The 25,766-nt window shown below is 66.4% G+C and carries 25 protein-coding genes and 1 pseudogene; 13 read left to right on the top strand and 13 right to left on the bottom strand.

All coding sequences use genetic code 11. From position 1 onward, the window contains the following. Nucleotides 1-175 precede the first annotated feature (175 nt). The 4 genes from WS87_RS28290 to cblR form a co-directional block, all read right to left on the bottom strand. Complete coding sequence (locus tag WS87_RS28290) at nucleotides 176-382, bottom strand: YbdD/YjiX family protein (protein ID WP_027781714.1); 207 nt, start codon at nucleotides 380-382, stop codon at nucleotides 176-178. 12 nt (nucleotides 383-394) lie between these two features. Continuing rightward, nucleotides 395-2,473 (bottom strand): carbon starvation CstA family protein, encoded by a 2,079-nt coding sequence (locus tag WS87_RS28295; RefSeq protein ID WP_059815227.1) that lies wholly within the window; start codon nucleotides 2,471-2,473, stop codon nucleotides 395-397. A 282-nt stretch (nucleotides 2,474-2,755) separates the two neighbouring features. Next, nucleotides 2,756-3,184, bottom strand: coding sequence for a PRC-barrel domain-containing protein (locus tag WS87_RS28300; protein ID WP_059528861.1), 429 nt, complete (start codon nucleotides 3,182-3,184; stop codon nucleotides 2,756-2,758). 281 nt (nucleotides 3,185-3,465) lie between these two features. Continuing rightward, on the bottom strand, nucleotides 3,466-4,173 hold the full coding sequence (cblR, locus tag WS87_RS28305; protein ID WP_059815230.1) for a cable pilus system response regulator transcription factor CblR: 708 nt from the start codon (nucleotides 4,171-4,173) through the stop codon (nucleotides 3,466-3,468). Between the two features lie 362 nt (nucleotides 4,174-4,535). Between cblR and WS87_RS34525 the strand changes: the two genes are divergently transcribed. The 5 genes and pseudogenes from WS87_RS34525 to WS87_RS34540 all read left to right on the top strand — a co-directional run. Next, entirely contained in the window at nucleotides 4,536-4,673 is a 138-nt protein-coding gene (locus tag WS87_RS34525) for a hypothetical protein (protein WP_175980859.1), read from the top strand. 42 nt (nucleotides 4,674-4,715) lie between these two features. Beyond that, nucleotides 4,716-4,898 (top strand): hypothetical protein, encoded by a 183-nt coding sequence (locus tag WS87_RS34605; RefSeq protein ID WP_059815233.1) that lies wholly within the window; start codon nucleotides 4,716-4,718, stop codon nucleotides 4,896-4,898. A gap of 128 nt (nucleotides 4,899-5,026) precedes the next feature. Then, nucleotides 5,027-5,227, top strand: coding sequence for a hypothetical protein (locus tag WS87_RS34530; protein WP_059815236.1), 201 nt, complete (start codon nucleotides 5,027-5,029; stop codon nucleotides 5,225-5,227). A gap of 42 nt (nucleotides 5,228-5,269) precedes the next feature. Beyond that, nucleotides 5,270-5,407 carry a hypothetical protein gene (locus WS87_RS34535; protein WP_179952345.1) on the top strand — a complete coding sequence of 46 codons (138 nt, stop codon included), beginning with the start codon at nucleotides 5,270-5,272 and terminating at the stop codon, nucleotides 5,405-5,407. 202 nt (nucleotides 5,408-5,609) lie between these two features. Further along, nucleotides 5,610-5,732: pseudogene (locus WS87_RS34540) on the top strand (hypothetical protein); the annotation flags it as partial. A gap of 100 nt (nucleotides 5,733-5,832) precedes the next feature. On the opposite strand, the gene WS87_RS28315 reads toward WS87_RS34540, so the two are convergent. After that, the gene (locus tag WS87_RS28315; protein WP_269467399.1) at nucleotides 5,833-8,073 is read right to left on the bottom strand and encodes an ATP-binding protein; all 2,241 of its coding nucleotides are present in this window, start codon (nucleotides 8,071-8,073) and stop codon (nucleotides 5,833-5,835) included. Nucleotides 8,074-8,444: 371 nt separating this feature from the next. On the opposite strand from WS87_RS28315, the gene WS87_RS28320 reads away from it, so the two are divergent. Further along, nucleotides 8,445-9,262, top strand: a protein-coding gene (locus WS87_RS28320; RefSeq protein ID WP_107938028.1) for an IS5 family transposase whose coding sequence is annotated in 2 segments (ribosomal slippage) — nucleotides 8,445-8,793 and nucleotides 8,793-9,262 — 819 coding nt in all. Because the reading frame shifts where the segments join, the coding sequence is not laid out codon by codon here. Between the two features lie 328 nt (nucleotides 9,263-9,590). Here WS87_RS28320 and WS87_RS28325 read toward each other — a convergent pair. Both WS87_RS28325 and WS87_RS28330 read right to left on the bottom strand, forming a co-directional pair. After that, on the bottom strand, nucleotides 9,591-10,721 hold the full coding sequence (locus WS87_RS28325; protein ID WP_059528867.1) for a 3-deoxy-7-phosphoheptulonate synthase: 1,131 nt from the start codon (nucleotides 10,719-10,721) through the stop codon (nucleotides 9,591-9,593). A gap of 165 nt (nucleotides 10,722-10,886) precedes the next feature. Continuing rightward, nucleotides 10,887-12,194 (bottom strand): lipase family protein, encoded by a 1,308-nt coding sequence (locus WS87_RS28330; protein WP_059818463.1) that lies wholly within the window; start codon nucleotides 12,192-12,194, stop codon nucleotides 10,887-10,889. Between the two features lie 374 nt (nucleotides 12,195-12,568). On the opposite strand from WS87_RS28330, the gene WS87_RS28335 reads away from it, so the two are divergent. Continuing rightward, the gene (locus WS87_RS28335) at nucleotides 12,569-12,991 is read left to right on the top strand and encodes a hypothetical protein (RefSeq protein ID WP_059818464.1); all 423 of its coding nucleotides are present in this window, start codon (nucleotides 12,569-12,571) and stop codon (nucleotides 12,989-12,991) included. 84 nt (nucleotides 12,992-13,075) lie between these two features. Here the strand turns inward: WS87_RS28335 and WS87_RS28340 are convergent, their stop codons facing one another. Next, entirely contained in the window at nucleotides 13,076-13,786 is a 711-nt protein-coding gene (locus WS87_RS28340) for a YceH family protein (protein WP_059818465.1), read from the bottom strand. 401 nt (nucleotides 13,787-14,187) lie between these two features. Here WS87_RS28340 and WS87_RS28345 point away from each other — a divergent pair, with 401 nt between their 5' ends. Beyond that, the gene (locus WS87_RS28345; protein WP_059818466.1) at nucleotides 14,188-14,952 is read left to right on the top strand and encodes an SDR family oxidoreductase; all 765 of its coding nucleotides are present in this window, start codon (nucleotides 14,188-14,190) and stop codon (nucleotides 14,950-14,952) included. Between the two features lie 44 nt (nucleotides 14,953-14,996). Continuing rightward, the gene (hutC, locus tag WS87_RS28350; RefSeq protein WP_059818467.1) at nucleotides 14,997-15,734 is read left to right on the top strand and encodes a histidine utilization repressor; all 738 of its coding nucleotides are present in this window, start codon (nucleotides 14,997-14,999) and stop codon (nucleotides 15,732-15,734) included. A 100-nt stretch (nucleotides 15,735-15,834) separates the two neighbouring features. Here the strand turns inward: hutC and WS87_RS28355 are convergent, their stop codons facing one another. After that, nucleotides 15,835-16,689, bottom strand: a complete 855-nt coding sequence (locus WS87_RS28355) for a phytanoyl-CoA dioxygenase family protein (RefSeq protein ID WP_059528887.1) — start codon at nucleotides 16,687-16,689, stop codon at nucleotides 15,835-15,837. 31 nt (nucleotides 16,690-16,720) lie between these two features. After that, entirely contained in the window at nucleotides 16,721-17,524 is an 804-nt protein-coding gene (locus WS87_RS28360) for an ABC transporter substrate-binding protein (RefSeq protein ID WP_059818468.1), read from the bottom strand. 569 nt (nucleotides 17,525-18,093) lie between these two features. On the opposite strand from WS87_RS28360, the gene WS87_RS28365 reads away from it, so the two are divergent. Beyond that, nucleotides 18,094-18,960: a LysR family transcriptional regulator gene (locus tag WS87_RS28365; protein WP_059818469.1), complete on the top strand. Its 867-nt coding sequence runs from the start codon at nucleotides 18,094-18,096 to the stop codon at nucleotides 18,958-18,960. A 59-nt stretch (nucleotides 18,961-19,019) separates the two neighbouring features. On the opposite strand, the gene WS87_RS28370 is transcribed toward WS87_RS28365, so the two are convergent. The 3 genes from WS87_RS28370 to WS87_RS28380 all read right to left on the bottom strand — a co-directional run bounded on the left by WS87_RS28370 (nucleotide 19,020) and on the right by WS87_RS28380 (nucleotide 22,024). After that, nucleotides 19,020-19,457 carry a nuclear transport factor 2 family protein gene (locus WS87_RS28370; RefSeq protein WP_236873247.1) on the bottom strand — a complete coding sequence of 146 codons (438 nt, stop codon included), beginning with the start codon at nucleotides 19,455-19,457 and terminating at the stop codon, nucleotides 19,020-19,022. 106 nt (nucleotides 19,458-19,563) lie between these two features. Then, nucleotides 19,564-20,748 carry an amidohydrolase family protein gene (locus tag WS87_RS28375; protein ID WP_059818471.1) on the bottom strand — a complete coding sequence of 395 codons (1,185 nt, stop codon included), beginning with the start codon at nucleotides 20,746-20,748 and terminating at the stop codon, nucleotides 19,564-19,566. Between the two features lie 76 nt (nucleotides 20,749-20,824). Continuing rightward, the gene (locus WS87_RS28380; RefSeq protein ID WP_059818472.1) at nucleotides 20,825-22,024 is read right to left on the bottom strand and encodes an amidohydrolase family protein; all 1,200 of its coding nucleotides are present in this window, start codon (nucleotides 22,022-22,024) and stop codon (nucleotides 20,825-20,827) included. Nucleotides 22,025-22,454: 430 nt separating this feature from the next. Here WS87_RS28380 and WS87_RS28390 point away from each other — a divergent pair, with 430 nt between their 5' ends. The 3 genes from WS87_RS28390 (at nucleotide 22,455) to WS87_RS28400 (ending at nucleotide 25,764) form a co-directional block, all read left to right on the top strand. Then, entirely contained in the window at nucleotides 22,455-23,060 is a 606-nt protein-coding gene (locus WS87_RS28390; protein ID WP_059528908.1) for a glycine zipper 2TM domain-containing protein, read from the top strand. Between the two features lie 491 nt (nucleotides 23,061-23,551). Beyond that, nucleotides 23,552-24,058 (top strand): GNAT family N-acetyltransferase, encoded by a 507-nt coding sequence (locus WS87_RS28395; RefSeq protein ID WP_059818473.1) that lies wholly within the window; start codon nucleotides 23,552-23,554, stop codon nucleotides 24,056-24,058. Nucleotides 24,059-24,405: 347 nt separating this feature from the next. Beyond that, complete coding sequence (locus tag WS87_RS28400) at nucleotides 24,406-25,764, top strand: aspartate aminotransferase family protein (protein ID WP_059818474.1); 1,359 nt, start codon at nucleotides 24,406-24,408, stop codon at nucleotides 25,762-25,764. Nucleotides 25,765-25,766: the final 2 nt, after the last annotated feature.

Raw genomic sequence — 25,766 nt, forward strand, 5'->3', positions numbered from 1 at the left:
CCTCATATGATACCGACGCCCGGACTTTGCCGCGCTGGACGAAGTCAAACGCCGCAGTGACGGGCGCCTCGCGCGCACCGCACCGGCACGCCAAAGAAAAAGCGCCGCGAATGTCTTCGCGGCGCTTCCCGGTCCGTCACTTGACCGCCTCACCGGCCGGCTGCGCCGGCCCGGTTCAGCAACACTTCCCTGCCCCCGACCCGTACCGCGCATTCTGACGCTCGCGGAAGAATTCCTCGTACGTCATCGGCTCGCGGTCCGGATGGGTTTCGCGCATGTGCGCGACATAGGTGTCGTAGTCGGGCAGGCCGACCATCAGCCGCAACGCCTGCCCGAGGTAACGCCCCGCACTGCGCAGGTCGCTGCCGAGATCGGTGAACATCGCGGCCTCCCGTTATCGTCCGCTGCCGAGCGCCTGCGCGGCCGGCATCGCTTCGTACGGCGTCTCGCGCACGGTCGGCTTCGACTCGCGACGCGCGCGCAGCACGGCGAGCAGGCCGTACCCCGCGATCGCCACGACGACGAAGATGAACAGGCCGGCCAGCGCCGCATCGATGTAGTCGTTGAAGATGATCCGCTGCATCTGCGCGATCGACTTGGCCGGCGCGAGCACCTTGCCTTCGTCCACCGCGGCCTGCAGCTTCGCCGCGTGCGCGAGGAAGCTGACCTTCGGATTCGAATCGAAGATCTTCTGCCAGCCGGCCGTCAGCGTGCAGATCAGCAGCCATGCGGTCGGCACGATCGTCACCCATGCGTAGCGCTCGCGCTTCATCTTGAACAGCACGACGGTGCCGAGCACCAGTGCGATCGCGGCGAGCATCTGGTTCGAGATCCCGAACAACGGCCACAGCGTGTTGATGCCGCCGAGCGGATCGACCACGCCCTGATACAGGAAATAGCCCCACGCGGCCACGCACAGCGCGGTGGCGACAAGGTTCGCCGGCAGCGACTCGGTGCGCTTGAGCGCGGGGTGGAACGTGCCGAGCAGGTCCTGCAGCATGAAGCGGCCCGCGCGCGTGCCGGCATCGACGGCCGTCAGGATGAACAGCGCCTCGAACAGGATCGCGAAGTGATACCAGAACGCCATCATCGCTTCGCCGCCGATCACCTGGTGCAGGATGTGCGCCATGCCGACGGCCAGCGTCGGCGCGCCGCCCGCGCGCGCGATGATCGTCGTTTCGCCCACGGCCTTCGCGGTCTGCGTGAGCATGTCGGGCGTCAGCACGAAGCCCCATTGCGTAACCGTGTTCGCGACGGCTTCAGGCGTCGAGCCGAGCACGGCCGCCGGCGCGTTCATCGCGAAGTAGATGCCCGGCTCGATCACGCACGCGGCGACCAGCGCCATGATCGCGACGAACGATTCCATCAGCATCGCGCCGTAACCGATGAAGCGCGCGTTGGTTTCGTTGTCGATCAGCTTCGGCGTCGTGCCCGACGAGATCAGCGCGTGGAAGCCCGACACCGCGCCGCATGCGATCGTGATGAACAGGAACGGGAACAGGTTGCCCGACCACACCGGGCCCGTGCCGTCGACGAACTTCGTCAGCGCGGGCATCTTCAGTTCCGGCGCGACGACCAGAATGCCGATCGCGAGGCCGAGGATCGTGCCGATCTTCAGGAACGTGGACAGGTAGTCGCGCGGCGCGAGCAGCAGCCACACCGGCAACACCGATGCGACGAAGCCGTAGCCGATCAGGATCCACGTAAGCTGCGTGCCGCTGAAGGTGAACCATGCGGCAAGCGCCGGCGAATCGTGCACGGTCTGGCCGAACGCGATCGACGCCATCAGCAGCACGAAGCCGATGATCGACACTTCGCCGATGCGGCCCGGACGGATGTAGCGCGTGTAGACGCCCATGAACAGCGCGATCGGAATCGTCGCGGCGACGGTGAACGTGCCCCACGGCGAATTCGTCAGCGCCTTCACGACGATCAGCGCGAGCACGGCGAGGATGATCACCATGATCAGGAATGCGCCGAACAGCGCGATCACGCCGGGCACCGTGCCGAGCTCCATCTTGACGAGGTCGCCGAGCGAACGGCCGTCGCGGCGCGTCGAGATGAACAGCACGATGAAGTCCTGCACCGCGCCCGCGAACACGACGCCGGCCAGGATCCACAGCATGCCCGGCGTGTAGCCCATCTGCGCGGCGAGCACGGGCCCGACGAGCGGCCCGGCGCCGGCGATCGCGGCGAAGTGATGGCCGAACAGCACGTACTTGTTGGTCGGCACGTAGTCGAGGCCGTCGTTGTGCCGAACGGCCGGCGTCATCCGCAGCCCGTCGAGCTGCATGACCTTGCTGGCGATGAAACGGCTGTAGAAGCGATATGCGATCAGATATACGCAGACTGCGGCGATCACGATCCAGAGCGCGCTGACGCGTTCGCCGTGCGCAAGTGCGATCGTCCCGAACGCGAACGCGCCGAGCAGCGCGACCGCGATCCAGAGCAGGGTACTGGAAGCCCGATTCATGGCGTCTCCTGGTCTCCAATGTGGTTTTGAGTGGATCCGGCGAGGCGCCGGACCCGCGTGACGTCGATGCGTCGTGCCGCGTCTCGCGGAAGACACGGCGGTGGGCCGTAGTATTCCGCGCGACGGGGGAGGCTTACAAGCGCACAACTACGTATGCGAGGCTACGTAGAATTACGTAGCCAAGGGGTGAGAGCTCGGGTTGCGGCCGTGATCGACCGACGCGCGGCCGGACATGCCCCGCGGTTGGCCATGCCCGGCGCATTGCGCGCCGGGTCAGTTGCATCAGTGCTTGTCGTCGAGCTTCTTCGGCTTCGGCGGCGACGGCACCTTCGCGTACTGGAACGCGGGCGTTGCCTTCAGCGCGTCCTTCGTTGCGCCCGGCAGATAGATGTTGCCGTTGCGCACGTCGAGCGACGCGATCGGCACCGCGACGTCATGCGCCGCGACGCCCAGGAAACCGCCAGCCGACACGATCGCGGCCGACACCGAGCCGTCAGGCGCGACGATCAGGTCGCGCACCGTGCCGACTTTCTGGTTCTGGTCGTTGTACACGGCTTTGCCGAGCACGCTCTTCTTCACGCTCCAGCCTTCGAGTAGCGCCTGCGATTGCTCGACGGTGACGCTGAGTGGCTGGGCGCCCGCGATCTGCGCATGCACGTTGAGGCTCGATACGAGAACGGCGGCTGCGACGATTGTCTTGGTGAAAGCCATGCTGATTGCACTCCGGTTAGGTTGTTGTTGGTGCCGGGAACGAAGCGGCGCGGGTGCGGTGGCGAATCGGTGAGCACCCCGCGCTTCGTCGATGCAGCAGCGGCCGGCCGCGCCGCCGCTGCGTGTGCGCGCAACGGGCCCGGACGGCCCGTCGGTTAACGCAACACGGGTCATGGTAGCGCCAGTCGAGAAGTGCTGCCATGAGGCTGCATTGCACAGCGATGAACGAAGATCAATGTCGGCGTGAAAAATGCCGAGGGAGATTCGGAATCAGACGACGCTCAATGTTTCTCGAGCAGCTTGCGGGACGCGAACAATTCGGCATCGCTACGGATGCCGAGCTTGCGATACGCCGATTGCTTTTGCGCGCTGATCGTCTTGCGGCTGCGGGAAAATTTCAATGCGATATCGGATACCGACATGCCCGCGAGATAACAGCGCAGCACCTCGTGCTCGCGCGGGCTCAGGCGCAGGTCGGCGGACACTTCCGATTCGGCCGCCGGCGCGTCGTCGCTGACCGCCGGTTTCGGCGCCGTCACACTCTGGACAGGCGTCGCACTCGCCATCACCCTGCCTGCCAATTCGGCACTGATATACGAACGTCCATCTGCGACCACACGGATCGCATGCACCAGTTCGCGAAGATTTTCGCTCTTGCCGAAGAAACCGAGTGCGCCTGCGCGCATCGTCATGTTGACGGTCGCGGGCGTATCGCTGCTCGACGTCATCAGGATCTTGCAATCCGGGAAGCGCGTGCTCACCAGCTTGACGAGATTGAGACCGTCGATCTCGTCCGGGCCCAGCGTGTAGTCGAGCAGCACGACGTCCGCGTGATTCGACTCGAGCCAGCCGATCAGATCGCGCGACCTCGCAAAGCTCGCCGCCACTTCGATGCCGGTCCTCTCCGTCAGATAACTGGCGATCCCGTGCTGGACGACGGCATGGTCGTCCAGGATCACGACGCGGATCGGTTGGAGCTCTGGTCTCATTACTACCCCTTTTGATTCTGGCGATACGGCCCATCAACGGTTGGCCATTTCTTGCCATGGCAAACCGGAACGGATGATCCGGATTAGCTTACCGGCTTTCTGGATAATTTTTAACCCCGCCGGCTAAACAGCCGAGGTGCGAGTAGTCGTCGCGGACGCCATGCAGTCCGATTCGGCATCCGCAGCAGCGACAGCATGGGAAACGGCCCGTGCGCCCCGTCTCAGCCATCAGAACGGCGTAAGGCGCTGGCGCTGGCGCGACCCGCTACGAATCGCCGACGGCGCTCGCGTCGTCGAAAGGCACTGTTGCTGCCGGTGCTCCCGCCCGCACCGCGTTGCGTCGGCGCAACGGACCATTTGTGATGACGATCTCGCTCCGCGCATTTCTCACGCCGCTGCAGCGCCTGATACAGATCATCCCACCTGCGCAGTTCACGCTTGAGGCAAAGGCATGGATCGCCGCGCATCCTGTCGTGCGTGCCTGTGCCGCCCCACATTAGCGTCCGTTCAAATTTCGCGAATGCGGGAAGGTCGTTGGCGTCGTGTCGTCATATCTCGATGCGATTCCGCGAATCGGCGGACTGCGCGTCGAATATGTCGACAACGTATCGTGGGCCAATTCATACCCGGCTTTCATGTCGGGGAAGATCGACATGGCGCCGGACGCGTCAAGAAGCGCCGACATCTCGCGATACCGCAGTGGCACCATTGTCAGCCTGCCGTAGTTCGCCGGCACAATGGTTGTTGTCGCACCGGAGCCCTTGAATCTCTTCGTCGATCTTGAGAATCTGGCCGGCAAGCAAATCGCGACCAAGGGTAGCGGCGACTCGAATATGCGATCCGGCATGTCGGCGTGCCGGTGATCCTGCTGGCTTTCGACGACGAACGCGACGCGCGTGCGGCCATTCCCGCACACGACACCGACGAAATTCCGCGTCAATGGATCGAAACGGCCGACTACGGCAAACCTAGCCCGCAATCGATCGTCCGTGACCGTCGCTGGCAAGTCGCGGCGGCCGGCACCATCCTGTTCGCGGTCCCCTTCGTTTCGTAGCGCTCGCGCGTCGCGGCTGTGCGCAGCGAACTCGACAAGGCGATGCAACTCGTGTTCACCAGCCACGAGATCCGCAAGGCGGTGCATTCGATCCCGTCGTTGCTCGAACTGCTACCGCGCTCGCAACTAGCACCGAAGCAGGCTGGTCGCGCGGACGCGGCGTTGCTGAATCGCTGCTGACGTTGCTTGACGACGTCCTGGAATATTCGAGTCTCGAGTCTCGAAACGTGACGCTCGTGCCCGAGCCGACGCACGTCCGCGCATTGGCACAGCGCCGACATGGTACGCTGGCGCGTCGACGAGAAAAACCTGAGCCGGGAGCTCGAACTCGCGCCAGACTGAGCTGTGCGCGCCGATCGATCCGCTGCGCACGCGGCAGATCGTGCTGAACCTGCTTGCCAACGCGATCAAGTTCACGCCGGCTGACTCGGTTGCACTGCGCGTCGTTTATCTCGACGGCAAACCGGGCCATGCCAGCTCGCTCGCGATTGAAGTCCGTGACACCGGTATCGGCATTCCGCCCGATCGCCAGCGTCGCATTTTCGATGCCCTACCAGTGCGTCGAGCCACCGGGCAGCCGTCGCGTGAACGACAGTGGACCGGGGCTATCGATCCGTCGCGAACGGGTCGACTTGATGAACGCCGTGGAATTCGCGAAGCCGCGTTTCGGCATGCAGCGCGACATTGGCGATATCGCCCAGTTTGGCCAGATGCGACGCCCCCGCAATCCGGTGCGAGGCCCGTGCGGCTGCGGCGAAATCGCGCGATAGCAATCCCTTGACAAGCACGTCGAGATCCTTCGCCACTTCGCGGTCATAGACCGCGTTGAGATCAGCGGCATCGTCGGTATGCGCCGCCTGTTCCGTCTCGGCATACGCTGGGCACCACATCGCGATCAGCTGCCGCAACGTTTCGAGCCGCAGCGGCTTGCCCAGCACGCCGTCCATGCCGCTGTCGACGCAGCGCTCCCGATGCCCGTCGCCGGATACCGCGGAAATCCCGATGATCGGAACATGTCTGGCTTCGCGTGCCGACTCGTCCTGACGGATCATCTTCGCGAGCGCATAACCGTCGAAGTCCGGCAGATCGCTATCGAGCAGCACGAGGTCGACACGGCCGCGCGCCAGTTGACGCAGCGCGTCCTCGCCGGTAGCGGCGCCGATGCCGACGCAGCCGAGTTCGTCGCATTGCTGCTGCAGCGCGAACTGCACGGTTTCGTGATCGTCGACAATCAGGATACGCGGCGAGTCAGGGTGAGCATATCCAGGCAGTGCGTCGACCAGCACGGGCATCGATGCGGCAGACCGCACCGGCAACGGCTCGTCCACTTCCGTGACCGGCAATCGCACCGTCATCGTCGTTTCGACGCGCGGCAGGCTTTGGACGGTGATCGTGCCGTGCATCAATGCGACCAGTTCACGGCAGATCGCGAGACCAAGCCCGCTGCCGTTGACGTCCTGGTGAAGCGAGGCAGGCCCCTGCCAGTATGCGTCGAAAATGTGTTCGAGCCGTTCGGGCGCAATGCCGATGCCGGTATCGCGCACCGTGAGGGTCAGCGTGCCATTTTGCCCGTGGCGACCCGAAACATGCTCGACGCGCAGCGTCACCGAGCCTGCGGATGTGAATTTGATTGCGTTGACGAGCAGGTTCAGCACGATCTGACGCACACGGACCGGATCGATTGAAACACGCACCGCCGGCGGACAAGCAACGTCGAGCACCAGCTCGAGCATCTTCTCGTCGGCACGCCAGCGCACCATGTCGACCGTATGCCGCGCCCACGACTCGAGCTCGACTGTCTGCATGGCAAGCCCGACCTTACGCGATTCGAGGCGAGAATATTCGAGGATATCGTCGAGCAGCGTCAGAAGCGTCTCCGATGCCGAGATCGCCGCATCCGCGCGATTCGCCTGTCGCCCGGTCAACCGCGAGCGCTGAAGCAATTCCAGCGACGACAGGATCGTATGCATCGGCGTGCGGATTTCGTGACTAACGAACGCGAGAAACGTCGCCTTGTCGTGCTCGCTGCGGATCGCGGCCACGCGCGACTTCCACGACAGGAATGCGAGCATCGCGAACGCCACCAGCGCGGCAGCGATCGCGAGCACCTGGGGCGCCCGGTAATGCAGGATCGCACGGATCGTCGGCTTGCCGTAATCGGCCATCTCGACCCAGTCGCGGGTGAGCTCCGCCGTCTTGCTCACGGGAATGGCCGCGAGAGACTTGTCGATGATCGATGCCAGGATCGGCAAGTCTGCCCGCGTGAGCATCGCCAGCGATACAGGGCGGTCAGCAAGCATCCCCGACATGTAAAGCTGCCCGGGAAACTGCCGCTGCACGATCGGCAGAATCGTGACGTCGACGCCGAGCGCGGCATCCGCCTCGCCGTTGGCAACCGCGGCGAGCGCGAGTTCCTCGGTGTCGAACGTAAGCACGTCGAGCATCACGCCGCTGTTGCGCGTGAAATACTCGACCGCGCCTCGCCCCTTGATCGCGACGCGCCGGCCTTCGAGCCGCTTCAGGTTGAAGATCATCGCGGAGTCGTTGCGCGTGACGGCTGTCAGCCGGCCGACCAGGTAGGGCGCACTGACGAGAGCACCGGCGCCGACGCGGTCCGGCACCAGGTCGCGCCATACGCCGGGCAGCAGATCAACCTTGTGCGATGCAAGCGCCTCGTACGCGTGACCCCATTCCGTGCCCGGCACCGTTGCGAACGTCAGCCCGGTCATTTTCGAGATTGCGTTCAGGTACCCCGCGACAAGGCCGGCATGGCTACCGTTGCGCATGTATTCGATCGGATGCCAGTTCGCCTCGACTGCGATATTGACGACCGGGTGCGCGCGCATCCACTGAAGCTCCTCGTCAGTGAAGGTGGGCTTCCAAGAGGCGGTCGCGCCGTTCGCAGGGAGCGACGAGACAACGAGCCAAAGGAATATTGCGCGCAAGAGCAGGCGCGGTGCGGCGCGGCGCGCGATAAGACGTCCTTCCATGTACGATACGGCGGCCGGAGCAAGTGCATCGGAGACCATGCACGGCATGCGCCGTCGGTTGAGGTTTGCAGATGTGTCGACTCTATCCGACGATCCGCAAATCGGCCGTCCATCCAATCCTATTTCGGACAGACGCCTTAGAGACGGTTTCAAAATGGCCCCTTGGGGCTGTTAACTTTCGCGGCGAGCTGTTAACCTCAGGCATCGAAACAACCGAGACTGAGGAGATGGCCAAGCCGATCATCGACGACGAGTTGTGGACACTGATCGAGCCGTTACTGCCGCCATCCAAGCCACGGCGCAAGAAGAACCCGGGCCGCCTGCCGGTTTCGAACCGCGCCGCGCTGACCGGCATCTTGTTCGTTCTCAAGACCGGACTGCGCTGGCGCGATCTGCCTGCCGAGATGGGTTGCGGCTCGGGCGTGACATGTTGGCGACGGCTACGCGACTGGCAGGTTGCCGGCGTGTGGGACCGCTTGCACGAGCTGCTGCTCGCGAAGCTGCGAGCAGCAGACCAGATCGACTTCTCTCGAGCCGCTGTCGATTCATCATCGATTCGCGCCGTTGGGGCAGGCCAAAAACTGGGCCAAACCCTACCGATCGCGCGCGACCCGGTTCCAAGCACCACATCGTCACCGACGCCAACGGCACGCCGCTCGCCGCGATCCTGACCGGCGCGAACGTCAACGACGTCACGCAATTGCTGCCGCTGATCGACGCGATTCCGCCGATTCGCGGTTTGCGCGGCCACCCGCTGCACAGACCGCGTGTGGTCTACGCCGATCGCGGATACGATTCCGAGCGACATCGACGTGCGTTGCGCAATCGCGGTATCGAGCCGGTGATCGCCAAGCGCCGTACCGAACACGGCAGCGGCCTTGGCAAATATCGCTGGGTCGTGGAACGCACGCATGCCTGGCTGCATCACTTCCGTCGTCTCCGTATTCGTTTCGAGCGCCGTGCTGACATTCACGGCGCGTTCCTCAAACTCGGTTGCTGCCTGATCTGCTGGAATACCCTCCGGCGCGCCGAACAGCCTTTATGAAACCGTCTCTTAGGAATTTGCCTAAATTTTGCCGGAGGCCATGGGATTCGTATTAGCAGGATCGCCCACGGCGCGGCCGCACGCCGCACGGCACCTCGGGCGCACGCGCCTGACAATTTGCGACGCGGCTGAACGAATGTCTCGTCGGCGTCGCCGCGATTCCTGTAGTTCGGATACCGCCGATATGCGACGTGCCGCAGGCCGAACACGCGCGCGAGAAGTTTCCGAGTGGCGCGGCACACGAGACAGATGAATCAACTTGCTCGGCACCAGTCTTAGTCGATGGGCCGACTTTGACGGCGGCGGGCATCAACCCGCCGCCGTCACCTCACGCATTGCGCGAATACACTCGCCGATGCCGCACCGCCTCCGCCAGCACGTCGAGCACCGGCTCCGTCTGCGTCCAGCTCAAACACGCATCCGTAATCGACACGCCATACTGCAACGGCACGCCGGGCTTCAGATCCTGACGCCCCGCCTCGAGATGACTCTCCACCATCACGCCGACGATCCGGTGCTCGCCCTGCGACAGCTGCCGCGCAAGATCCTGCGCGACTTCGATCTGCCGCTCATGCGACTTGTTCGAGTTCGCGTGCGAGCAATCGACCATCACCTGCTCGCGCAACCCGCTCTTGCGCAGCACCGCGCAGCTCGCCTCGACGTGCTCGGCATCGTAGTTCGGCCCGTTCTTGCCGCCGCGCAGGATCACGTGCGCGTCGTCGTTGCCGCGCGTCTCGAAGATCGCGGCCATGCCCATCTTCGTCATCCCCATGAACGCGTGGCTCGCGCGCGCGGCGACGATCGCGTCCGACGCGACCTGCACGCCGCCGTCGGTGCCGTTCTTGAAGCCGATCGGGCAGCTGAGCCCCGACGCGAGCTGCCGATGGCTCTGGCTCTCGGTCGTGCGCGCGCCGATCGCGCCCCACGCGATCAGGTCCGCGATGTACTGCGGGCTCAGCAGGTCGAGGAATTCGGTCGACGCCGGCAGGCCGAGCGCGTTGATGTCGAGCAGCAGCTGCCGCGCCGCGCGCAGCCCTTCGTTGATGCGGAAGCTGCCGTCCAGGCGCGGATCGTTGATGTAGCCTTTCCAGCCGACGGTCGTGCGCGGCTTCTCGAAGTACACGCGCATCGTGATCAGCAGGTCGTCCTTCAGCGCATCGGCGGCCGCCTTCAGGCGACGGGCGTAGTCGAGCGCCTGGTCGTGGTCGTGGATCGAGCACGGGCCGACGACGAGCAGCAGCCGGTCGTCCCGGCCGTGCAGGATGTCGCCGATCGCGCGGCGCGTGTCCTCGACGAGCGTCTGCGTGGCGGCCGGCACCGGCAGTTCGTCCTGCAGCAGCGCGGGCGAGATCAGCGGACGCACGGCGCCGATGCGGACGTCGTCGATGCGCGTGGTGTCCTGCGTCGCGTCGGCGCTGCCTACCTCGCGATCGTGGGAAGGATTGTCGAGGTTCTGCATGGGGATTCTCCGGGGACGTCTGGAATGATGTGCAGGCTCGATTATGGCACTCGCACGTGGCGGCAGCGAGGCGCGGCGGGGGAAGGCGACCGGCGTCAAGGCGCCGAACGAAAAAGGGCGATCCGCGAAGGATCGCCCGGCAATTGGTGTCGATGTGCGCGGCGGCTAGTGCAGCGTCTCGGGCGCGAGCGAATTGCTCGGCAACAATGCCGTCAGCGCGCAATTGCTCGGCGCGGCCTTGCCGCCGAAGCGGTCGTAGAGCCAGGGCAGCATCCCGGCCACCCATGGCGCGATCGCGCCCGCATGTTCGAGCGGATATTCGGTGTACACGACCGGCACGCCGCTGGCACAGAACTTCTGCGCGAGCGCGCGTACATCGTACGCGAGCATCACGCCGTCGCCCACCTGGCTGCCGAACGTGCCGTCGAGCACGCCGGCCGTGCCCTGAACGATATACATCGGAATCGTCGGCGACGCGGCCAGCCCGGCGTTCACCTTGTTCGCGTAGGTCACGTACGCCGGAATGCTGTTGATGTCGTTCGCGTATTGCGGCTTGAACAGCGTCGCCCACCGCAGCCCCGTGTATTTCGGCAGGATGTAGGCGAGCGACTGGTTCTGGATGTCGTTGAACACGGCGACGCCGCTGTCGCTCAGATACGGCGTCAGATCGAAGCCGAAGCCGCGCGACAGCCCGGCGAGCGCGGCCGCCGCGACACCGCCCCAGACAATGCTGCCGTCGACGTAGCGCAGGTTGTGCGCGGGATCGACCAGCACGCCGCCCTCGGCCGCGCCGACGAGCTGCTTGTTGACGTCCGGCGCATAGCTCGGCGCGAGTTGCGCGGCCCAGTTCGTCGCGATCGCACCGCCGGAATAGCCGATCATCGCGACCTTGCTGGACGGCGCGAGGCCCGTCGATGGCGTGTTGAGCGCCGCGCGGATCGAATCGAGCGTCGTCATCCCGTATTCGGGGCCGGCAGCGAAGTCCGCCGTCTGGCCTTCGGTATCGGGCACGATCACGTTGTAGCCGAGCAGCAGCAGCGTCGACAGCGGGATCGATTCCGCGCTGTAGAGCAAGGTGCCGACGTTGATGATCTTCGTGACGTCGCGATCGCCGGCGATCACCTGCGACGGTTCGTCGTAAGGATTCAGCGAGTCGTAGGCCGACTGGTACGAGATCGCCCGGCCGTTGCTGACCGGGCTCCGGATCACCGACGTCACGTTGACGACCGGCCGGTTCTGCGCGTCGTTGGTGCGATACAGCAACTGCTGGGCGGTCACCGCGGTCGGCATTCCGGCCACGTGATAGGTGACGGTTCGCGTGTTGAGCACCGTGCCGGGTGGAATCGATTTCAACGGCGTGGCGCCCGTATACGTGTAGAACGGGTCGGTCACGGTGGCCGCGCCTGCATGAACCGACGACGTGGCGACGGCCAGCACGGCGGCCGCGATCGTCATCAAACGTTTGGAGGACATCGGAGTTGCCTCTGGGGATAACCTGCTTTTCATCGAGGAAGTTCGCTGTGTTGCGACTTGTCCGGATTGCGGTGTCAAGACGGGTTCCTGGCCATTGGCTGTTTCCTTTGAGTGAAGGGTCTCTTCTGTTTTCGTTATGTCATTTAGTAGGACTGCAAACCGGATGAATTGAAGCACAACGAGAACGGAATCGATGCGGATTTCCCGTTGTTTGAAGGTAAACGCCTAAACCCCGTCGCGACGATCGCTCTCCACGAGACGCTCCGGCCGTACGGCCGAGTATCGCGTATCACTGAGGTACCGTACGATCACGACTGTCCGCCGCCGATGGGGCCTCACGTTCGGCGCGAGCCATCCACGACTCACACGCATATATGAAAAAGACACTTTCCGCGTTGCTGCTGTGCATCGCGTTGCCTGCATCGGCCGAGGTCAGCACCGAGGTGCTGTGCTTCAGGACGACCGGCGACAAACCCGTGCGCTTCGAATTGCGCACGTATTACGACGACGTGGCGAAGTGGCAAGGGGGCGTCGTCCGCTACGCGAAATCGAAGACGGCGATTCCGCTGCTGCTCAAGCACGTGGATCAGGAAGCACTCGCGGAAGGCCGCCCGTACCAGTTCACGACGACGTGGTGGGAAATGGTCGACGGCAAGATCAACGGCGAATACGAAATGATGAGCCAGGGTGCGATCGTCTATTCGATGACGTACACCAATGCGCGCACCGGCAAGAAGACCGATTTCGCGTGGGCGCAGGACGTCGATGCGTCCGAGAAGACGGGGTGCCGCTGGTAGCGCAGGTTCGAGCGGTGTCGGGAGGTGCGTTCGTCAGCCGGCGCGCCCAGATCCGCGCCGGTGTCGAGTTGGCTCGGCGGGCGGTCAGCCGGCGTCGCCCGGGGTATCGACGTCGATCCCGAGTTCGGTCGCCATGCGCTGGACGAGTGCGTTCAGCCGCGCCACTTCATCCGCAAGCCGCTTCTGTTCGGCCTTCAGCGCCTCGAACTCGGACGGCGGAACGGAATCCGCGCCGCCGCCGGCATCCGAACCGGCGAAGTCGGCGACGTTCACCTCGCCGCACATCAAGTGCATCCAGCGATTCTCGCGTGCACCGGGCGCGCGCGGCAACCGGACGACGAGCGGCTGCGCACGCGCGGCGAGTTCGTCGAGAAACGCCTCGACCGACGAGATGTCCGCGAAGCCGTGCAGGCGTGCGCTGTTCAGGCGCAGTTCGGCGGCCGTCTGCGGGCCGCGCAGCAGCAGGATCGTCAGCAGCGCGATCGCCTGGCTCGGAATCCCGAGCACACGGTTCATGTTGTGCTCGAAACGCGGCACGCGGCTGCTGCTTCCTTCCATCACGAGGCTCAGGTGCTTGAGCCCGTCGAGCGCGGTCGTGACCTCGTCCTCGCTGACGTTCATCACCGGCGAGCGCGCGGTCTTCTGGTTGCAGCCCGAGGTCAGCGCATTCAGCGAGAGCGGATAGGTGTCGGGCACGGTGTGCTGCTTCTCGACGAGCACCCCAAGAATGCGGGCCTCGAGGGGAGTAAGTTCGCGCAAGGCGCGTGGCGTGGGCATGTCCGGCGTGGTGTTCATGGATGCGTCGCAGCGTGCAGCAAGTGAAAGGAAACGGTCGCGCCCCGTCCGGCGTCGCGAACGGGCGAGCCATATGATAGCTCGCGACGTGGTGCCCGGCGCCACGCGCCGCCATGGCGTGCGGACTTGCCGCAGTCCGCTTTCGTCCAACGTATCGGCCGCGCGGCGGTGCATGCGTTCGACGTCGCGAATTCACGCACCGCGCCCGCGCGCGGCGTCGCCCGCGTTTGCGCGTCGCGCGGGCCGGCGCTACGATACGCGTTCACTTTTGGAAATGCCGCTCCGCACGCGGCCGACTTCGCCCGCCACGCCAGCATCGCGCATCGCCCGTCCTGCACGCCGTGCCGCGGCGCATGCGCGCCACGCGTCAACACGGTTCATCCGTTCACTCATTCACCGCCATGACCGCATCCATTTCAGCGCCGCACGTGCGCGCCATCGTCACCGGACACACGCGCGGCCTCGGCGCGTCGCTCGCCGAACAACTGCTGCAGGAAGGCATCGCCGTGCTCGGCGTGTCGCGCAGCCGTCATCCGTCGCTCGCCGCGCGGGCCGGCGACCGTTTCGCCGACATCGAGCTCGACCTGTCGGACACGTCGGCCGTCGCGGCCTGGCTCGCCGGCGACACGCTGCGCCGCTTCGTCGACGGCGCGTCGATCGTGATGCTCTTCAACAACGCGGGCATCGTCGATCCGATCGGCCCGCTCGACGCGCAGGACGCCGCGCTCGTCGCGCGCGCGGTCGGCGTGAACGTCGCGGCGCCGCTGATGCTGTCGGCCGCGCTCGTGCAGGCGGCGGCGGCGCCGACCGAATGCCGGATCCTGCACGTGTCGAGCGGCGCCGCGCGCAACGCGTATGCGGGCTGGAGCGTCTACTGCGCGACCAAGGCGGCGCTCGATCATCACGCGCGCGCCGTCGCGCTCGACGCGAACCGCGCGCTGCGGATCTGCAGCGTCGCGCCGGGCGTCGTCGACACCGGCATGCAGGCGACGATCCGCTCGACCAGCGAAGCGAACTTCCCGATGCGCGAGAAATTCGACCAGTTGAAGTCGAGCGGCGCGCTGTCGACGCCCGAGGCGGCCGCGCGGCAATTGATCGGCTATGCACTGAGCGACGCGTTCGGTTTGGTGCCGACGGCCGACGTTCGCGAATTGCCCGCAACCTGATCCGGGATAGAATTTTGCGGTTGCCTTTCCCCGAGGATCCCCCGATGGTCACGAAGACCACCGCTCCGTTCCAGCAGATCAAGACGCTCGTCCGCCAGAATGTCGACGCGGGCGACTGGCGCCCGGGGGACCGCATTCCGTCCGAACTCGATCTTGCCGCGCAATTCGGCGTCGCGCGCATGACGGTCAACCGCGCGCTGCGCGAGCTCACCGAGGAAGGCGTGCTGAAACGCATCGCGGGCGTCGGCACCTTCGTCGCCGAAGTGAAGCCGCAGTCGAACCTGCTGATGATCGCGCACATCCGCGACGAGATCCGCGCGCGCGGCCACGAGTATCGCTGCCGCGTGCTCAGCCAGTCGCGCGAGCCCGCGTCGTTCGACGTCGCGGCTGCGTTCGGGCTGGCGGTCAACACGCCGGTCTTTCACGTGGTGTGCGTGCACGAGGAAAACGGCCGTCCGATCCAGCTCGAGGATCGCTACGTGAACCCGGCCGCCGCGCCCGAATTCATCGATCAGGATTTCCAGGCCGAGCCGCCGTCCGAATACCTGTTCAACAACGTGTCGCACTACGAACTGGAGATCGAGCACGTGGTCGACGCGTCGCTGCCGACCGGCGAACAGGCGCGGCTGCTCGACATGCGCGCCGACGAGCCGTGCCTCACGCTCACGCGCCGCACCTGGACGAACGGACTGCCCGTCACGTTCGTTCACTTCCTGCATCCCGGCAACCGCTATCGGCTCGGCTCGCGCTTCAAGCCGGGCGCCGGGCGGCACCAGACCTGAACCTCCCGCGACGCTCGAAAACGACCACGCGCGGCGTCCGCTTCATCGCGAAGCGGACGCCGCGCGCGTGATGTCACCTGATGTCGTCGCGATCCGCCGCTTACGCCCGGATCGCCCCGACCTGCCCCGCGCCGCGCGACCACACGACCGGAAACAGCGGGTGCTCGAGCGGCGCGCCGTCCGGCAGTTCGTCCGCGAGCCCCGGGAAATCGGGCGACGTCTTCCAGCGGCGCGGCGCGTGACGGATGTCGTCGCCTACGAAGCGGATCGAAAACGCGCGCCGGCGGTTCTGCGTCCCCCCCGACGCGTGCAGCGTCAGCATCCGGAAGCACACCATGTCGCCCGGCTCGAGCGCCCAGTGGCGGATCGGGAACGCCGAACGGTCGGCCTCGATGTCGGGCAGGTCGGCTAGGCTGCCTTCCGGGAACCACTTCGCCTCCTTGTCCATGAACGTGCGCGGCATCAGCCAGGGCCCCCGGTGCGAACCCGCGACGAACTCCAGCGTCGATTCGAGCGGCACCGGATCGACCGGAATCCACATGCTGACGTTGTCGTCGCCTTCGATGTTGTAGTACGGCTGGTCCTGATGCCACGGCGTGCGCTGCCGCGTGCCGGGCTCCTTCACAAGCAAGTGGTCGTGATGCAGCCGCACCGTCCGCGTGCCCATCAGCGCGGCGGCCACCGACGGCGCGGGCGAGCGCACGATGAAGTCGCGGTACGCGTCGTTGTGCTGCCAGTTGCAGAAGTCCTCGAAGAACCAGCCCGGGTCGTCGGGCCGGCTCGCGACCTTCGCGCGCTCGCTGGGCTGCGCGAGGTTCGCGTCGATGCCCGCACGCAGCGCGGCCACTTCGTCGGGCGAGAAGATGCCCTTGATGCAGACCGCGCCTTCTTCACGGAAGGCGGCGATCAGTTCGGGCGTCACGGCTGTCGCGACGCGGTCCTGGATACTCGTCATGGCTTGCCTGTCGATTGAATGCGTCACGGGGTCACGGTGCGGCGGTCAGCTGCTGCTTCGCGCCGTAGATGTCGAAGTCGAAGTATTTCGCGGCGATCTTCTGGTACGTGCCGTTCGCGCGGATCGCGGCGATCGCGTCGTTGAGCCGCTTTTTCATCTCGGCGTCGCCCTTGCGCACGCCCATCGCGACGCCGTAGCCGGTGATGCGCACGTCGGTCACGTCGGGGCCCGCGAACGCGTAGCCCTTGCCGCGCGGTGACTTCAGGAACGAATAGCCGGCCTGCGTCTTGTCCTGGAAGGTCGCGTCGAGACGACCGTTCACCAGATCCTGATACACCTGGTCCTGGTTCTGGTACGACACGATCGTCACGCCCTTGGTCGCCCATTCGGCCTTCGCGTACGCCTCCTGCGTCGTGCCCTGGTCGATCCCGACGCGCTTGCCGGTGAGCGACGCGGCGGTCGGCAGCAGCTTCGAGCCGGCCGGCGCGACGAGCGCACCCGGCGACGCGTACAGCTTGTTCGAGAAGTCGATCTGCTTGAGCCGCTCGTCGGTGGCCGTCATCGCGGACATGATCACGTCGAACTTGCGCGCGCGCAGCGCCGGAATCATCCCGTCGAAGCCCTGCTCGACCCACACGCACTTCGCGCGCAACTGCTCGCAGATCGCATTGCGAAGGTCGATGTCGAAGCCGGCGAGCGAGCCGTCGGGCTGCTTCGCCTCGAACGGCGGATAGGTGGGATCGATGCCCCAGCGGATCGTCGCCGTGTCCTGCGCGACCGAGACGAGCGGCGCGAACGCCAGCGCGGAAACGACGAGCTTTGCAGTGCGGTTCATGGTGTGTCCTTGTGGTCTCGACGCGGCGGGCGAGCGCCGGGCGTCCGTTGGGGAGCGTCGTGCCGGCAGGCCCGGCGCGGTACGCGAAAGACTGGGACTTCGATGAAACTGCGATGCAGTCTAGACCGCTCGATTTTCGAGCGCAAGCCGAAGAAACGAAGGCGGAGTGGACGGGCGGGAATTACGCGGAGAAATCGCGCAGAAAGAGCGATCTAGCCCACCAAATATAGAAACTTACCGGGATTTTGCGGGTGTTCAGGCGTTTACCCGGTAATGCGCACAGCCAACTGAGAGCGTGTACTTGATCAAATATCCACAAGCCGGGACGATCAGAAATCGCTGGCAAATCAGACCGTCACTCTTCGCGAGTTACCTGAACCGCGATCCCGACCTATACCGCATCGGTGCTACGGTCGAACCGACTCATGCACCACGATCGGCCGCGCCGCACCGCCGGTCCCCCGGGGCGCCGGGTCCGGCGAAACCGCGATTGCCCACGGGCTCGGGCCATGTTAAAAATCGTCGCGCGTATTTGAAAATGAAATGTTGCAAGCCGAAAAAGTGCGGATATGAATAGACCTTTGTTCGACCTCGACCTGTTGCGCGCGCTCGTGATGGTCGCCGACTGCGGCAGCTTCACGACCGCGTCCGCGCGCCTGCATTCGACGCAGTCGACGGTCAGCCAGAAGGTGCGGCGGCTGGAGGAGATCGCGGGGCATCGCCTGCTCGACCGCGGCACGCGCGACGTGCGGCCGACCGACGCCGGCGTGACGGTGCTCAGCTACGCGCGGCGCATGATCGCGCTGAACGACGAGATGCTGGAGGCGCTGTCGGGCGCGACCGTCGCGCTGACGATCCGGCTCGGCGTGCCCGACGATTTCGCGGCGGGCCGCACGACCCATGCGCTCGCCGCGTTCAAGCGCGATCATCCGCAGGTGAAGCTCGAGGTGATGTGCGGGCTGAGCCGCGACATCTGCGCGGCCTATGATCGCGGCGAGCTCGATCTCGCGCTGATCAAGCAGCGGCGCGACAGCCGCGAGGCGGTGGCGCGCTGGCCGGAGAAGCTGCGCTGGATCGACAGCGCGCAACATCCGACGATCGACCTCGATCCGGTGCCGATCGTCGTGTTTCCGCCGCGCGGGCTCTATCGCGACGACATGATCAAGGCAATCGAGGAACGCGGCCGCCGCTGGCGGATCAGCTTCACGACGTCGAGCCTGAGCGGCATCCAGGCGGCCGTCGCGGACGGGCTCGGCATCAGCGTGCTGCCCGCGCGCGTGGTGACCGACGACCACGTGGTGCTGACCGAGGAACACGGCGGCTTCGCGCCGATCGAGAACATGGACATCGCGATCCTGCATCGGCCGACGGCCGATCCGATGGTCAGCGAACTGACGAAGGCGCTCGCGGCGATGCTGGAGCACGAGGAGGATTGAGCGCGGCGATGCGGGTCGGCATTAGCCGAGCAACCGCGTAACCTGGGAATGCACGCGCATCAGAACATCGTGTTCCCGTTTGCCGCCTGCTCCGGCACCGGCTGGTTCACGTCCCAATGCTCGACGATCTTGCCGTGCTCGAGCCGGAAGATATCCATGATCGCGCTACCGCGCGTGCCGGGTTCGCGCACCGCGTGCACGTGCAGGATCACGTAGTCGCCGTCGACGAACGACCGCTTGATCTCGCTGTGCGACTGCGGATACTTGTCGCGCAGAAACGCGACGAACTTGCGGAAGCCGTCGCGGCCGTCGGCCGCGTTCGGGTTGTGCTGCACGTATCGGTCGCCGACATAGGCGAGCGCGGCATCCGCATCCTTCTCGTTCAGGCCTTTCTCGTAAAACGCGAGCACCGTGCGGCGATTCGCTTCCTGCCGCGCGTCGTCGGGGCCGGCCGCCATCGCATGCGCGGCCGTCGCCGCGAACGTTGCCGCCGCCATCCATCTGGCGGCGCGTGCCGCCCTCGTGCGCGTGCATCGCATCGTCGTCTCCCCGGAGATCAGGCTGAAGAAGGCCCGATCATACCGGCACGATGCGGCGCTCGGCTCAGACCAGCACGCCGTTGCGCGCGACGATCTTCCCCGACGATACGACAAGCCGCCGCGTGGGCCGCGCGACGACGGCCTCGGCGAACGTCAGCGCATCGACGAGCACGACGTCCGCACGCTTGCCCGCCTCCAGACCGTAGTCGGCGAAGCCGCAGCCGCGTGCCGCGCCATGCGTCACGCAATCGAGCGCGACTTCGAGCGCGTCGTCGCGGCGGAAATCGTTGCGCATGCCGATCAGCATCGCGCGTTCGAGCATGTCGGGCGAACCGTACGGCGTCCACGTATCGCGCACGCCGTCGTTGCCGCCGATCACGGTCACGCCGGCCGCGCGGCACGCCGCGACCGGCGGCACCGGCACCGCGGCCGGCGCGGTCGTGACGATCGCGACGCCAAGTTCGGCCATCCGCGCGAGCAGCGCGTCGCGCTCGCGCTCCGCGATGTCGCCGAGGCAGAAGCCGTGGCTGATCGTGACCTTGCCCTGCATGCCGAGCGCGGCGGTGCGCTGCAGGATCAGGTCGAGCGAGTACGCGCCCATCGACCCGCGCTCGTGCAGGTGCAGGTCGAGCCCGCGGCCGTGACGCTCGGCAATCCCGAACAGCACGTCCACCGCCTCGACCGGATCGCCTTCGATCGCGCACGGGTCGAGCCCGCCGAGCAGGTCGGCGCCGGCGGCGAGCGCGTCGGACAGCAGCGCGGCGGTGCCGGGCCGCTTCAGCACGCCCGACTGCGGAAACGCGACGATCTGGATCTCCACCTGCCCGCGCAGCGTCTCGCGCGTCGCGAGCACGCCGTGCAGATGCCGCAGCCCGGCCTCGGTGTCGATGTCCACGTGCGTGCGGATGCGCGTCGTGCCGGCCGCGAGGAACGCGCGCGACAGCGCGAGCGATGCGGCGCCGGCATCATGGCCGCTCGTCGCGCGGTAGTTGCGTTCGTTCTCGATGCGGTCGACGAGGCGCGGCCCCACCGCGTTGCGATACCACGGCATCCCCCAGTGGGTCTTGTCGAGGTGCGTGTGGCCTTCGACGAGGCCGGGCAGCGCGAGCGCACGCGCGCCGTCCTCGATCGCGCAGCCGGCGGGCGCGTCGAGCGACGGGCCGACGCGCGCGATGCGCTCGCCTTCGATCAGGATGTCGAGCGCTTCGTCGGCGTGCGTGCGGACGTTGCGGATCAGCAGGTTCGTCATGTCGTTTCCGGTGTGGTCGGTCAGTGCAAGGCCGTCACGATGCACGCACCGCGACGGCAGTCAGGTCGCTATCGCGTTATCGCGTGAAACGCTGTGCCGGCGCGAACGGCGCACCGGTATCGCTTTCGCCGCGTCGGAACACCCAGCGCTCGGCCGGCACGCCGGCGACGGCGGCCGCCGCATTCGGCGCGCGCACCGCGACGAAGCTCGCGTCGCAGCCGACCGCGATGCCGTAGTCGGCCTTGCCGATCGCGCGCGCGCCGGCATGCGTCGCCATGTCGAGCGCGATGCCGAGCGCTTCGTCGGTGTAGAAGCCCGAGCGGTAGCCGACCATCATCGCGCGCTGCAGCATGTCGCCGTTGCCGTACGGCCACCACGCATCGCGAATGTTGTCGTTGCCGGCGAACACGTGCACGCCCGCATCGCGCAGTTGCCGCACCGGCGGAAATGCGCAGTCGCCCGGCGCATTGGTCAGGATCGACACGCCGGCGCTGGCGAGTGCCGCGGCCGCACGCTCGACGTCGCCATGATCGACCTGGCCGAGCGCATACGCGTGGCTCACGTTCACACGGCCGCCGAGGCCCGCCGCGCGCGTGCGCGCCGCGATCCGCAACAATTGCGCGATGCCGGTCTCGCCCGGTTCGTGCAGGTGGATGTCGATCTTCGCGCCGCGCTTCTCGGCGATGCCGAACACGATGTCGAGCTGACCGTCCGCGTCGCCGTCGAGCGTCGTCGGGTCGATCCCGCCGACCACGTCCGCGCCTTCGCGCACGGCCGCATCGAGGATCGCGGCGGTGCCCGGGCACGTCACCACGCCGGCCTGCGGGAACGCGACCAGTTCGATGTCGACGATCCCGCGCCATTGTTCGCGCGCGGCCATCACGGCCTGCAGGTTCGACAGGCCCGTCGTCGCGTCGACGTCGACGTGGCTGCGCATCGCGATCGTGCCGAACGCGGCGGCCTGCGCGATCAGCGCATTCGCGCGTTCGACGATCGGCGGCGCGGCCGCGAGCTGGCGCTTCTCGACCGCGAGCCGCTCGCGCAGCGAGCCGACCGGTTCGTGCGGCACCCAGCGGTCGCCGACGAAGCTCTTGTCGAGATGGATGTGGCCGTCGACGAAGCCGGGCAGCACGACGCGCCCGCCGAGGTCGATCGTTTCCGCGCCGGGCGCGGCCGTGCAATCGGCCCCGATCGCGACGAAGCGGCCGTCATGGACGGCGAGGTTGACGGGCTGGCCGCCGGCATCGACGGCGTTGGTGAAGAAGCGATCGGTCATGACTCGGAATGTGTGGGGCGGTCGCTGCGCGACGCCGGCGCGGACGGGGGAAAGCACCGCGGCCGGCACGGCACGACCGTTGGCAGGGAATGCGGTCACGATATCGGACGGGGCGGCCAGTGGCCAATTAAATGTCGCGATGCCGCGCATTCGATTTCGCGATGTGCGGACGGGCCGTCCCGTCGGGCCTGGCGCGGCGATGGGGTGCGATCATCGGGGCGGCGCCCGCCTTGCCGATAAACGGGCATCGGCGCGGTCGCGGTCGGGCATGTCGCGCCGCCGCGCCCGGCCGCGATTTGCGCGGCAACAGACTTTACACGTTGTTACCCGGCCGCACCGGACGCGCAATCGCCCTTTCCTTATACTCACGCCGAGTTCGCCACCCGTCCCGGAATTCGTCGGCGAACACGTTGCCGATGCAGGAAACATCATGATGCGCATGCCTTCCACGAAGACCGTTCTGTTCGCCTCGCTCGTCGCCGTGGCGGCGCTTCCGCTGACCGCCTGTGTCGCGCCGGGCTACTATGGCGCGCAGCCGGGCTATCCGCAGCAGCAATACGCGACGCCCGGTTACGCGCAGCCCGCGTATTCGCAACCCGGCTACGTGCAGCAGCCGGCGTATCCGAGCCAGGCGCCGCAGTACGACCAATACGGCAACCCGCAGTACGGCGGCCAGTACGGCAACGGCTACGGCACGCAATACGGCACCGTCGCGAACATCCAGCCGGTCAGCGGCTCGATCGGCGCGTCGGGCGTCGCCGGCACCGTCGTCGGTGCGCTGGTCGGCGGCCTGGTGGGCAACCAGTTCGGCCGCGGCCACGGCCGCGATGCAGCCACCGTGATCGGCGCGCTCGGCGGCGCCGTCGCCGGCAACCAGATCGGCCAGCAGATGGGCGCGGCCCAACCGCCGAGCAGCTATCGGATCGACGTGCAGGTCAGCGACGGCTCGACGCGCTCGTTCGACGTGCAGTCGCCGGGCAACCTGCGCCCGGGCGATCGCGTCCAGATCAACGGCAATCAGCTGTCGCGGTATTGACGTGGGTCGCATGCGCCTGAGCTGATCGGGCGCATCGCAGACACCTCACGTCGCGTCGGAATTTCGCGCGCCCGACACCATGCGCCGCTTCGGCGCAACGCATGGGCGCGTCTCGCTTCATCCAGCTCCTTCCCTCTGCGCGGCATGCTTGTCGCATTTGGCGTTGCGTCGTCACGCACCGCACTCGCGCGCCACCCGCGGTCGGGCTCGCATCGAACGCAGCGCGGTATGTCCGCATCCGGTTCGTTTCCGTTTGCATCCGTTCGACGCCGAGTGCGCGATTGCCCGCAGGCATCGCGAACGCTCATCGATTCTCCACGCCTCACCTCCATCACCCTTCGCCCATCGGTGCCGTGTTGCTTCACGCATGTCGATGCGGCACGTCGAACGCACGAGCAAGCGCATGCGTTTCCGCTTAGCATTGCCGATGCCCTGCCGCGCGTCGCGTCGCAGATTCCGATATCCCGGCACACCAACGACAATCCCGACCGATGATCACGATCCGCCTGCTCGACGCCGCCGACGCGGCGCAATTCCAGTCCGTCCGCCTGCGCGCGGTCGACACGTCGCCGACCTCCTTCCTGCCGACCCACGACGAAGAAGCAGGCGTCCCGATCGATGAATTCGCGACGCGCATCACCCCAACCCTCGAGCGCGCCGTGTTCGGCGCGTTCGACGACGCAACGCTCGTCGGCATCACGGGCGTGCGCCGCGATGCGCGCGCGAAGGTCGCGCACAAGGCGACGATCTGGGGCGTGTTCGTCGACCCCGCGTATCGCGGCCGCGGCATCGCGCAATCGCTGCTCGACAGCGCGACCGCGCACGCAGCGCAAGCGTGGCAGTGCACGCAACTGGTCCTGTGCGTGAACGAGATCAACGGCACCGCGGAACGGCTGTACGCGTCGCAGGGGTTCGTCCGGTTCGGCACGGAACCGCGGTCGCTGTTCGTCGACGGCCGCTTCTACGACGAACACCACATGGTCAAGACGCTGGCATGATGCGTCGCGTTCGCGCGCACCGGCCGGCCGCACGCGAACGCCCCTCCTCGCCGTTACGTCACCGCTTGTCGGTGATCGTCGTGTTGGCGTCTGCCCGGCGATCGTCACGTTCGTCAGCGTCATCGCACTCACGTTGAACGTATGGATCGGCCCCTGCGCGCCGATCGCCTGTGTGCGCCCGCTCACTTCTCAGCGACAGAGAATAAGACATACGTTGTCGTATCTTTATGCGCAAAAACTCCATATCTGATGGATACGCGGTCAGGCCCGAATCGACCGCGCGCATGGAATATGACAAGCTCGCGGAAGCATCCCCCGTCCATGCAACCCCGTCACAGGAGCCTCAATTGCAGACCCGCCACGGAGTCGACCTCCTCCGCGCCCGCGCACTGTTCGATCGCGAGCGCCGTGCATTCACCGAAGCCATGCCGATCTCCCGCGCGTTGTCCGCGGAAGCATCCGAGCATTTGCTGTTCGGCGTGCCGTTGCACTGGATGCAGGACTGGTCGACGCCGTTCTCGCTGGTCGTGAAGGAAGCGCGCTGCGCAACCTTCACCGACGTCGACGGTCATCGCTACGCGGACTTCTGTCTCGGCGACACCGGCGCGATGTTCGGCCATGCGCCCGAGCCGGTCGCGCGCGCACTTGCCGAGCAGGCAACGCGCGGCTACACGACGATGCTGCCGAGCGAGGACGCGGCGTGGGTCTCGCGCGAACTCGCGCGCCGCTTCAAGCTGCCGATCTGGCAATTCGCGCTGAGCGCGAGCGACGCGAACCGCTTCGTGCTGCGCTGGGCGCGCGCGGCCACCGGCCGCAATACGATCGTCGTGTTCAACGGCTGCTATCACGGCACGGTCGACGACGTGTTCGTCGATCTCGTCGACGGCCGCCCGGTGCAGCGCGACAGCCTGCTCGGGCAGTCCTACGACCTGCTCGCGAACACGCGCGTCGTCGAGTTCAACGATCTCGACGCGCTCGAAGCGGCGCTTAAAGACGGTAACGTCGCGTGCGTGCTCGCCGAGCCGGCGATGACGAACATCGGGATGGTGCTGCCCGATCCGGGCTTCTGGGAGGCCGCACGCGAGCTGACGCGCCGCTACGGCACGTTGCTCGTGATCGACGAAACGCACACGATCAGCAGCGGCCCCGGCGGCTACGCGGCCGCGCACGGTCTCGAACCGGACGCGCTGGTGGTCGGCAAGCCGATCGCGGGCGGCGTCCCGTGCGCGGTCTACGGCTTCAGCGCCGAATTCGCGGCGCGTGCGAAAGAGGCGAAGCTGAACGCGCCGCCCGGCCATTCCGGGATCGGCACGACGCTCACCGCGAACATGCTGGCCATGCATGCAATGCGCGCGACGCTCGCCGAAGTCGCGACCGATGCCGCGTATGCGCACATGTTCGAACTGGCCGCGCGGCTCGCGACCGGGCTCGAGCGGGCGATCGCGAAACACGGGCTGCCGTGGTGCGTGACGCGCATCGGCGCGCGCACCGAGTTCCAGTTCACGCCCGTGCCGCCGCGCAACGGCACGATCGCGGGCGAACAGCTCGACAGCGAGCTCGAGCACATCGTGCATCTGTACTTGCTGAACCGCGGCGTGCTGATCACGCCGTTCCACAACATGATGCTCGTGTGCCCGCAGACGACGGCCGACGACGTCGATACGCTCGTCGCGCAGTTCGACGCGTGCCTGGGCGAACTGGCGTGACG

The sequence above is a fragment of the Burkholderia sp. MSMB0856 genome, assembly GCF_001524645.2.
Classification (GTDB): Bacteria; Pseudomonadota; Gammaproteobacteria; order Burkholderiales; family Burkholderiaceae; genus Burkholderia; species Burkholderia diffusa.

Excerpts from the sequence above, each read along its gene's own strand:
- WS87_RS28300 (WP_059528861.1), bottom strand. The coding sequence starts at position 3,184 with ATGGCTTTCACCAAGACAATCGTCGCAGCCGCCGTTCTCGTATCGAGC.
- WS87_RS28360 (WP_059818468.1), bottom strand. The coding sequence starts at position 17,524 with ATGAACCGCACTGCAAAGCTCGTCGTTTCCGCGCTGGCGTTCGCGCCG.
- WS87_RS28290 (WP_027781714.1), bottom strand. The coding sequence starts at position 382 with ATGTTCACCGATCTCGGCAGCGACCTGCGCAGTGCGGGGCGTTACCTC.
- WS87_RS28295 (WP_059815227.1), bottom strand. The coding sequence starts at position 2,473 with ATGAATCGGGCTTCCAGTACCCTGCTCTGGATCGCGGTCGCGCTGCTC.
- WS87_RS34525 (WP_175980859.1), top strand. The coding sequence starts at position 4,536 with ATGACGATCTCGCTCCGCGCATTTCTCACGCCGCTGCAGCGCCTGATA.
- WS87_RS34535 (WP_179952345.1), top strand. The coding sequence starts at position 5,270 with ATGCAACTCGTGTTCACCAGCCACGAGATCCGCAAGGCGGTGCATTCG.
- WS87_RS28390 (WP_059528908.1), top strand. The coding sequence starts at position 22,455 with ATGATGCGCATGCCTTCCACGAAGACCGTTCTGTTCGCCTCGCTCGTC.
- WS87_RS28370 (WP_236873247.1), bottom strand. The coding sequence starts at position 19,457 with ATGGCGGCGGCAACGTTCGCGGCGACGGCCGCGCATGCGATGGCGGCC.
- WS87_RS28340 (WP_059818465.1), bottom strand. The coding sequence starts at position 13,786 with ATGAACACCACGCCGGACATGCCCACGCCACGCGCCTTGCGCGAACTT.
- WS87_RS28380 (WP_059818472.1), bottom strand. The coding sequence starts at position 22,024 with ATGACCGATCGCTTCTTCACCAACGCCGTCGATGCCGGCGGCCAGCCC.
- WS87_RS28345 (WP_059818466.1), top strand. The coding sequence starts at position 14,188 with ATGACCGCATCCATTTCAGCGCCGCACGTGCGCGCCATCGTCACCGGA.
- WS87_RS28325 (WP_059528867.1), bottom strand. The coding sequence starts at position 10,721 with ATGCAGAACCTCGACAATCCTTCCCACGATCGCGAGGTAGGCAGCGCC.
- WS87_RS28365 (WP_059818469.1), top strand. The coding sequence starts at position 18,094 with ATGAATAGACCTTTGTTCGACCTCGACCTGTTGCGCGCGCTCGTGATG.
- cblR (WP_059815230.1), bottom strand. The coding sequence starts at position 4,173 with ATGAGACCAGAGCTCCAACCGATCCGCGTCGTGATCCTGGACGACCAT.
- WS87_RS28375 (WP_059818471.1), bottom strand. The coding sequence starts at position 20,748 with ATGACGAACCTGCTGATCCGCAACGTCCGCACGCACGCCGACGAAGCG.
- WS87_RS28395 (WP_059818473.1), top strand. The coding sequence starts at position 23,552 with ATGATCACGATCCGCCTGCTCGACGCCGCCGACGCGGCGCAATTCCAG.
- WS87_RS28315 (WP_269467399.1), bottom strand. The coding sequence starts at position 8,073 with ATGCGCGCGCACCCGGTCGTCAATATCGCAGTCGAGGCGAACTGGCAT.
- WS87_RS28355 (WP_059528887.1), bottom strand. The coding sequence starts at position 16,689 with ATGACGAGTATCCAGGACCGCGTCGCGACAGCCGTGACGCCCGAACTG.
- WS87_RS28335 (WP_059818464.1), top strand. The coding sequence starts at position 12,569 with ATGAAAAAGACACTTTCCGCGTTGCTGCTGTGCATCGCGTTGCCTGCA.
- WS87_RS28330 (WP_059818463.1), bottom strand. The coding sequence starts at position 12,194 with ATGTCCTCCAAACGTTTGATGACGATCGCGGCCGCCGTGCTGGCCGTC.
- hutC (WP_059818467.1), top strand. The coding sequence starts at position 14,997 with ATGGTCACGAAGACCACCGCTCCGTTCCAGCAGATCAAGACGCTCGTC.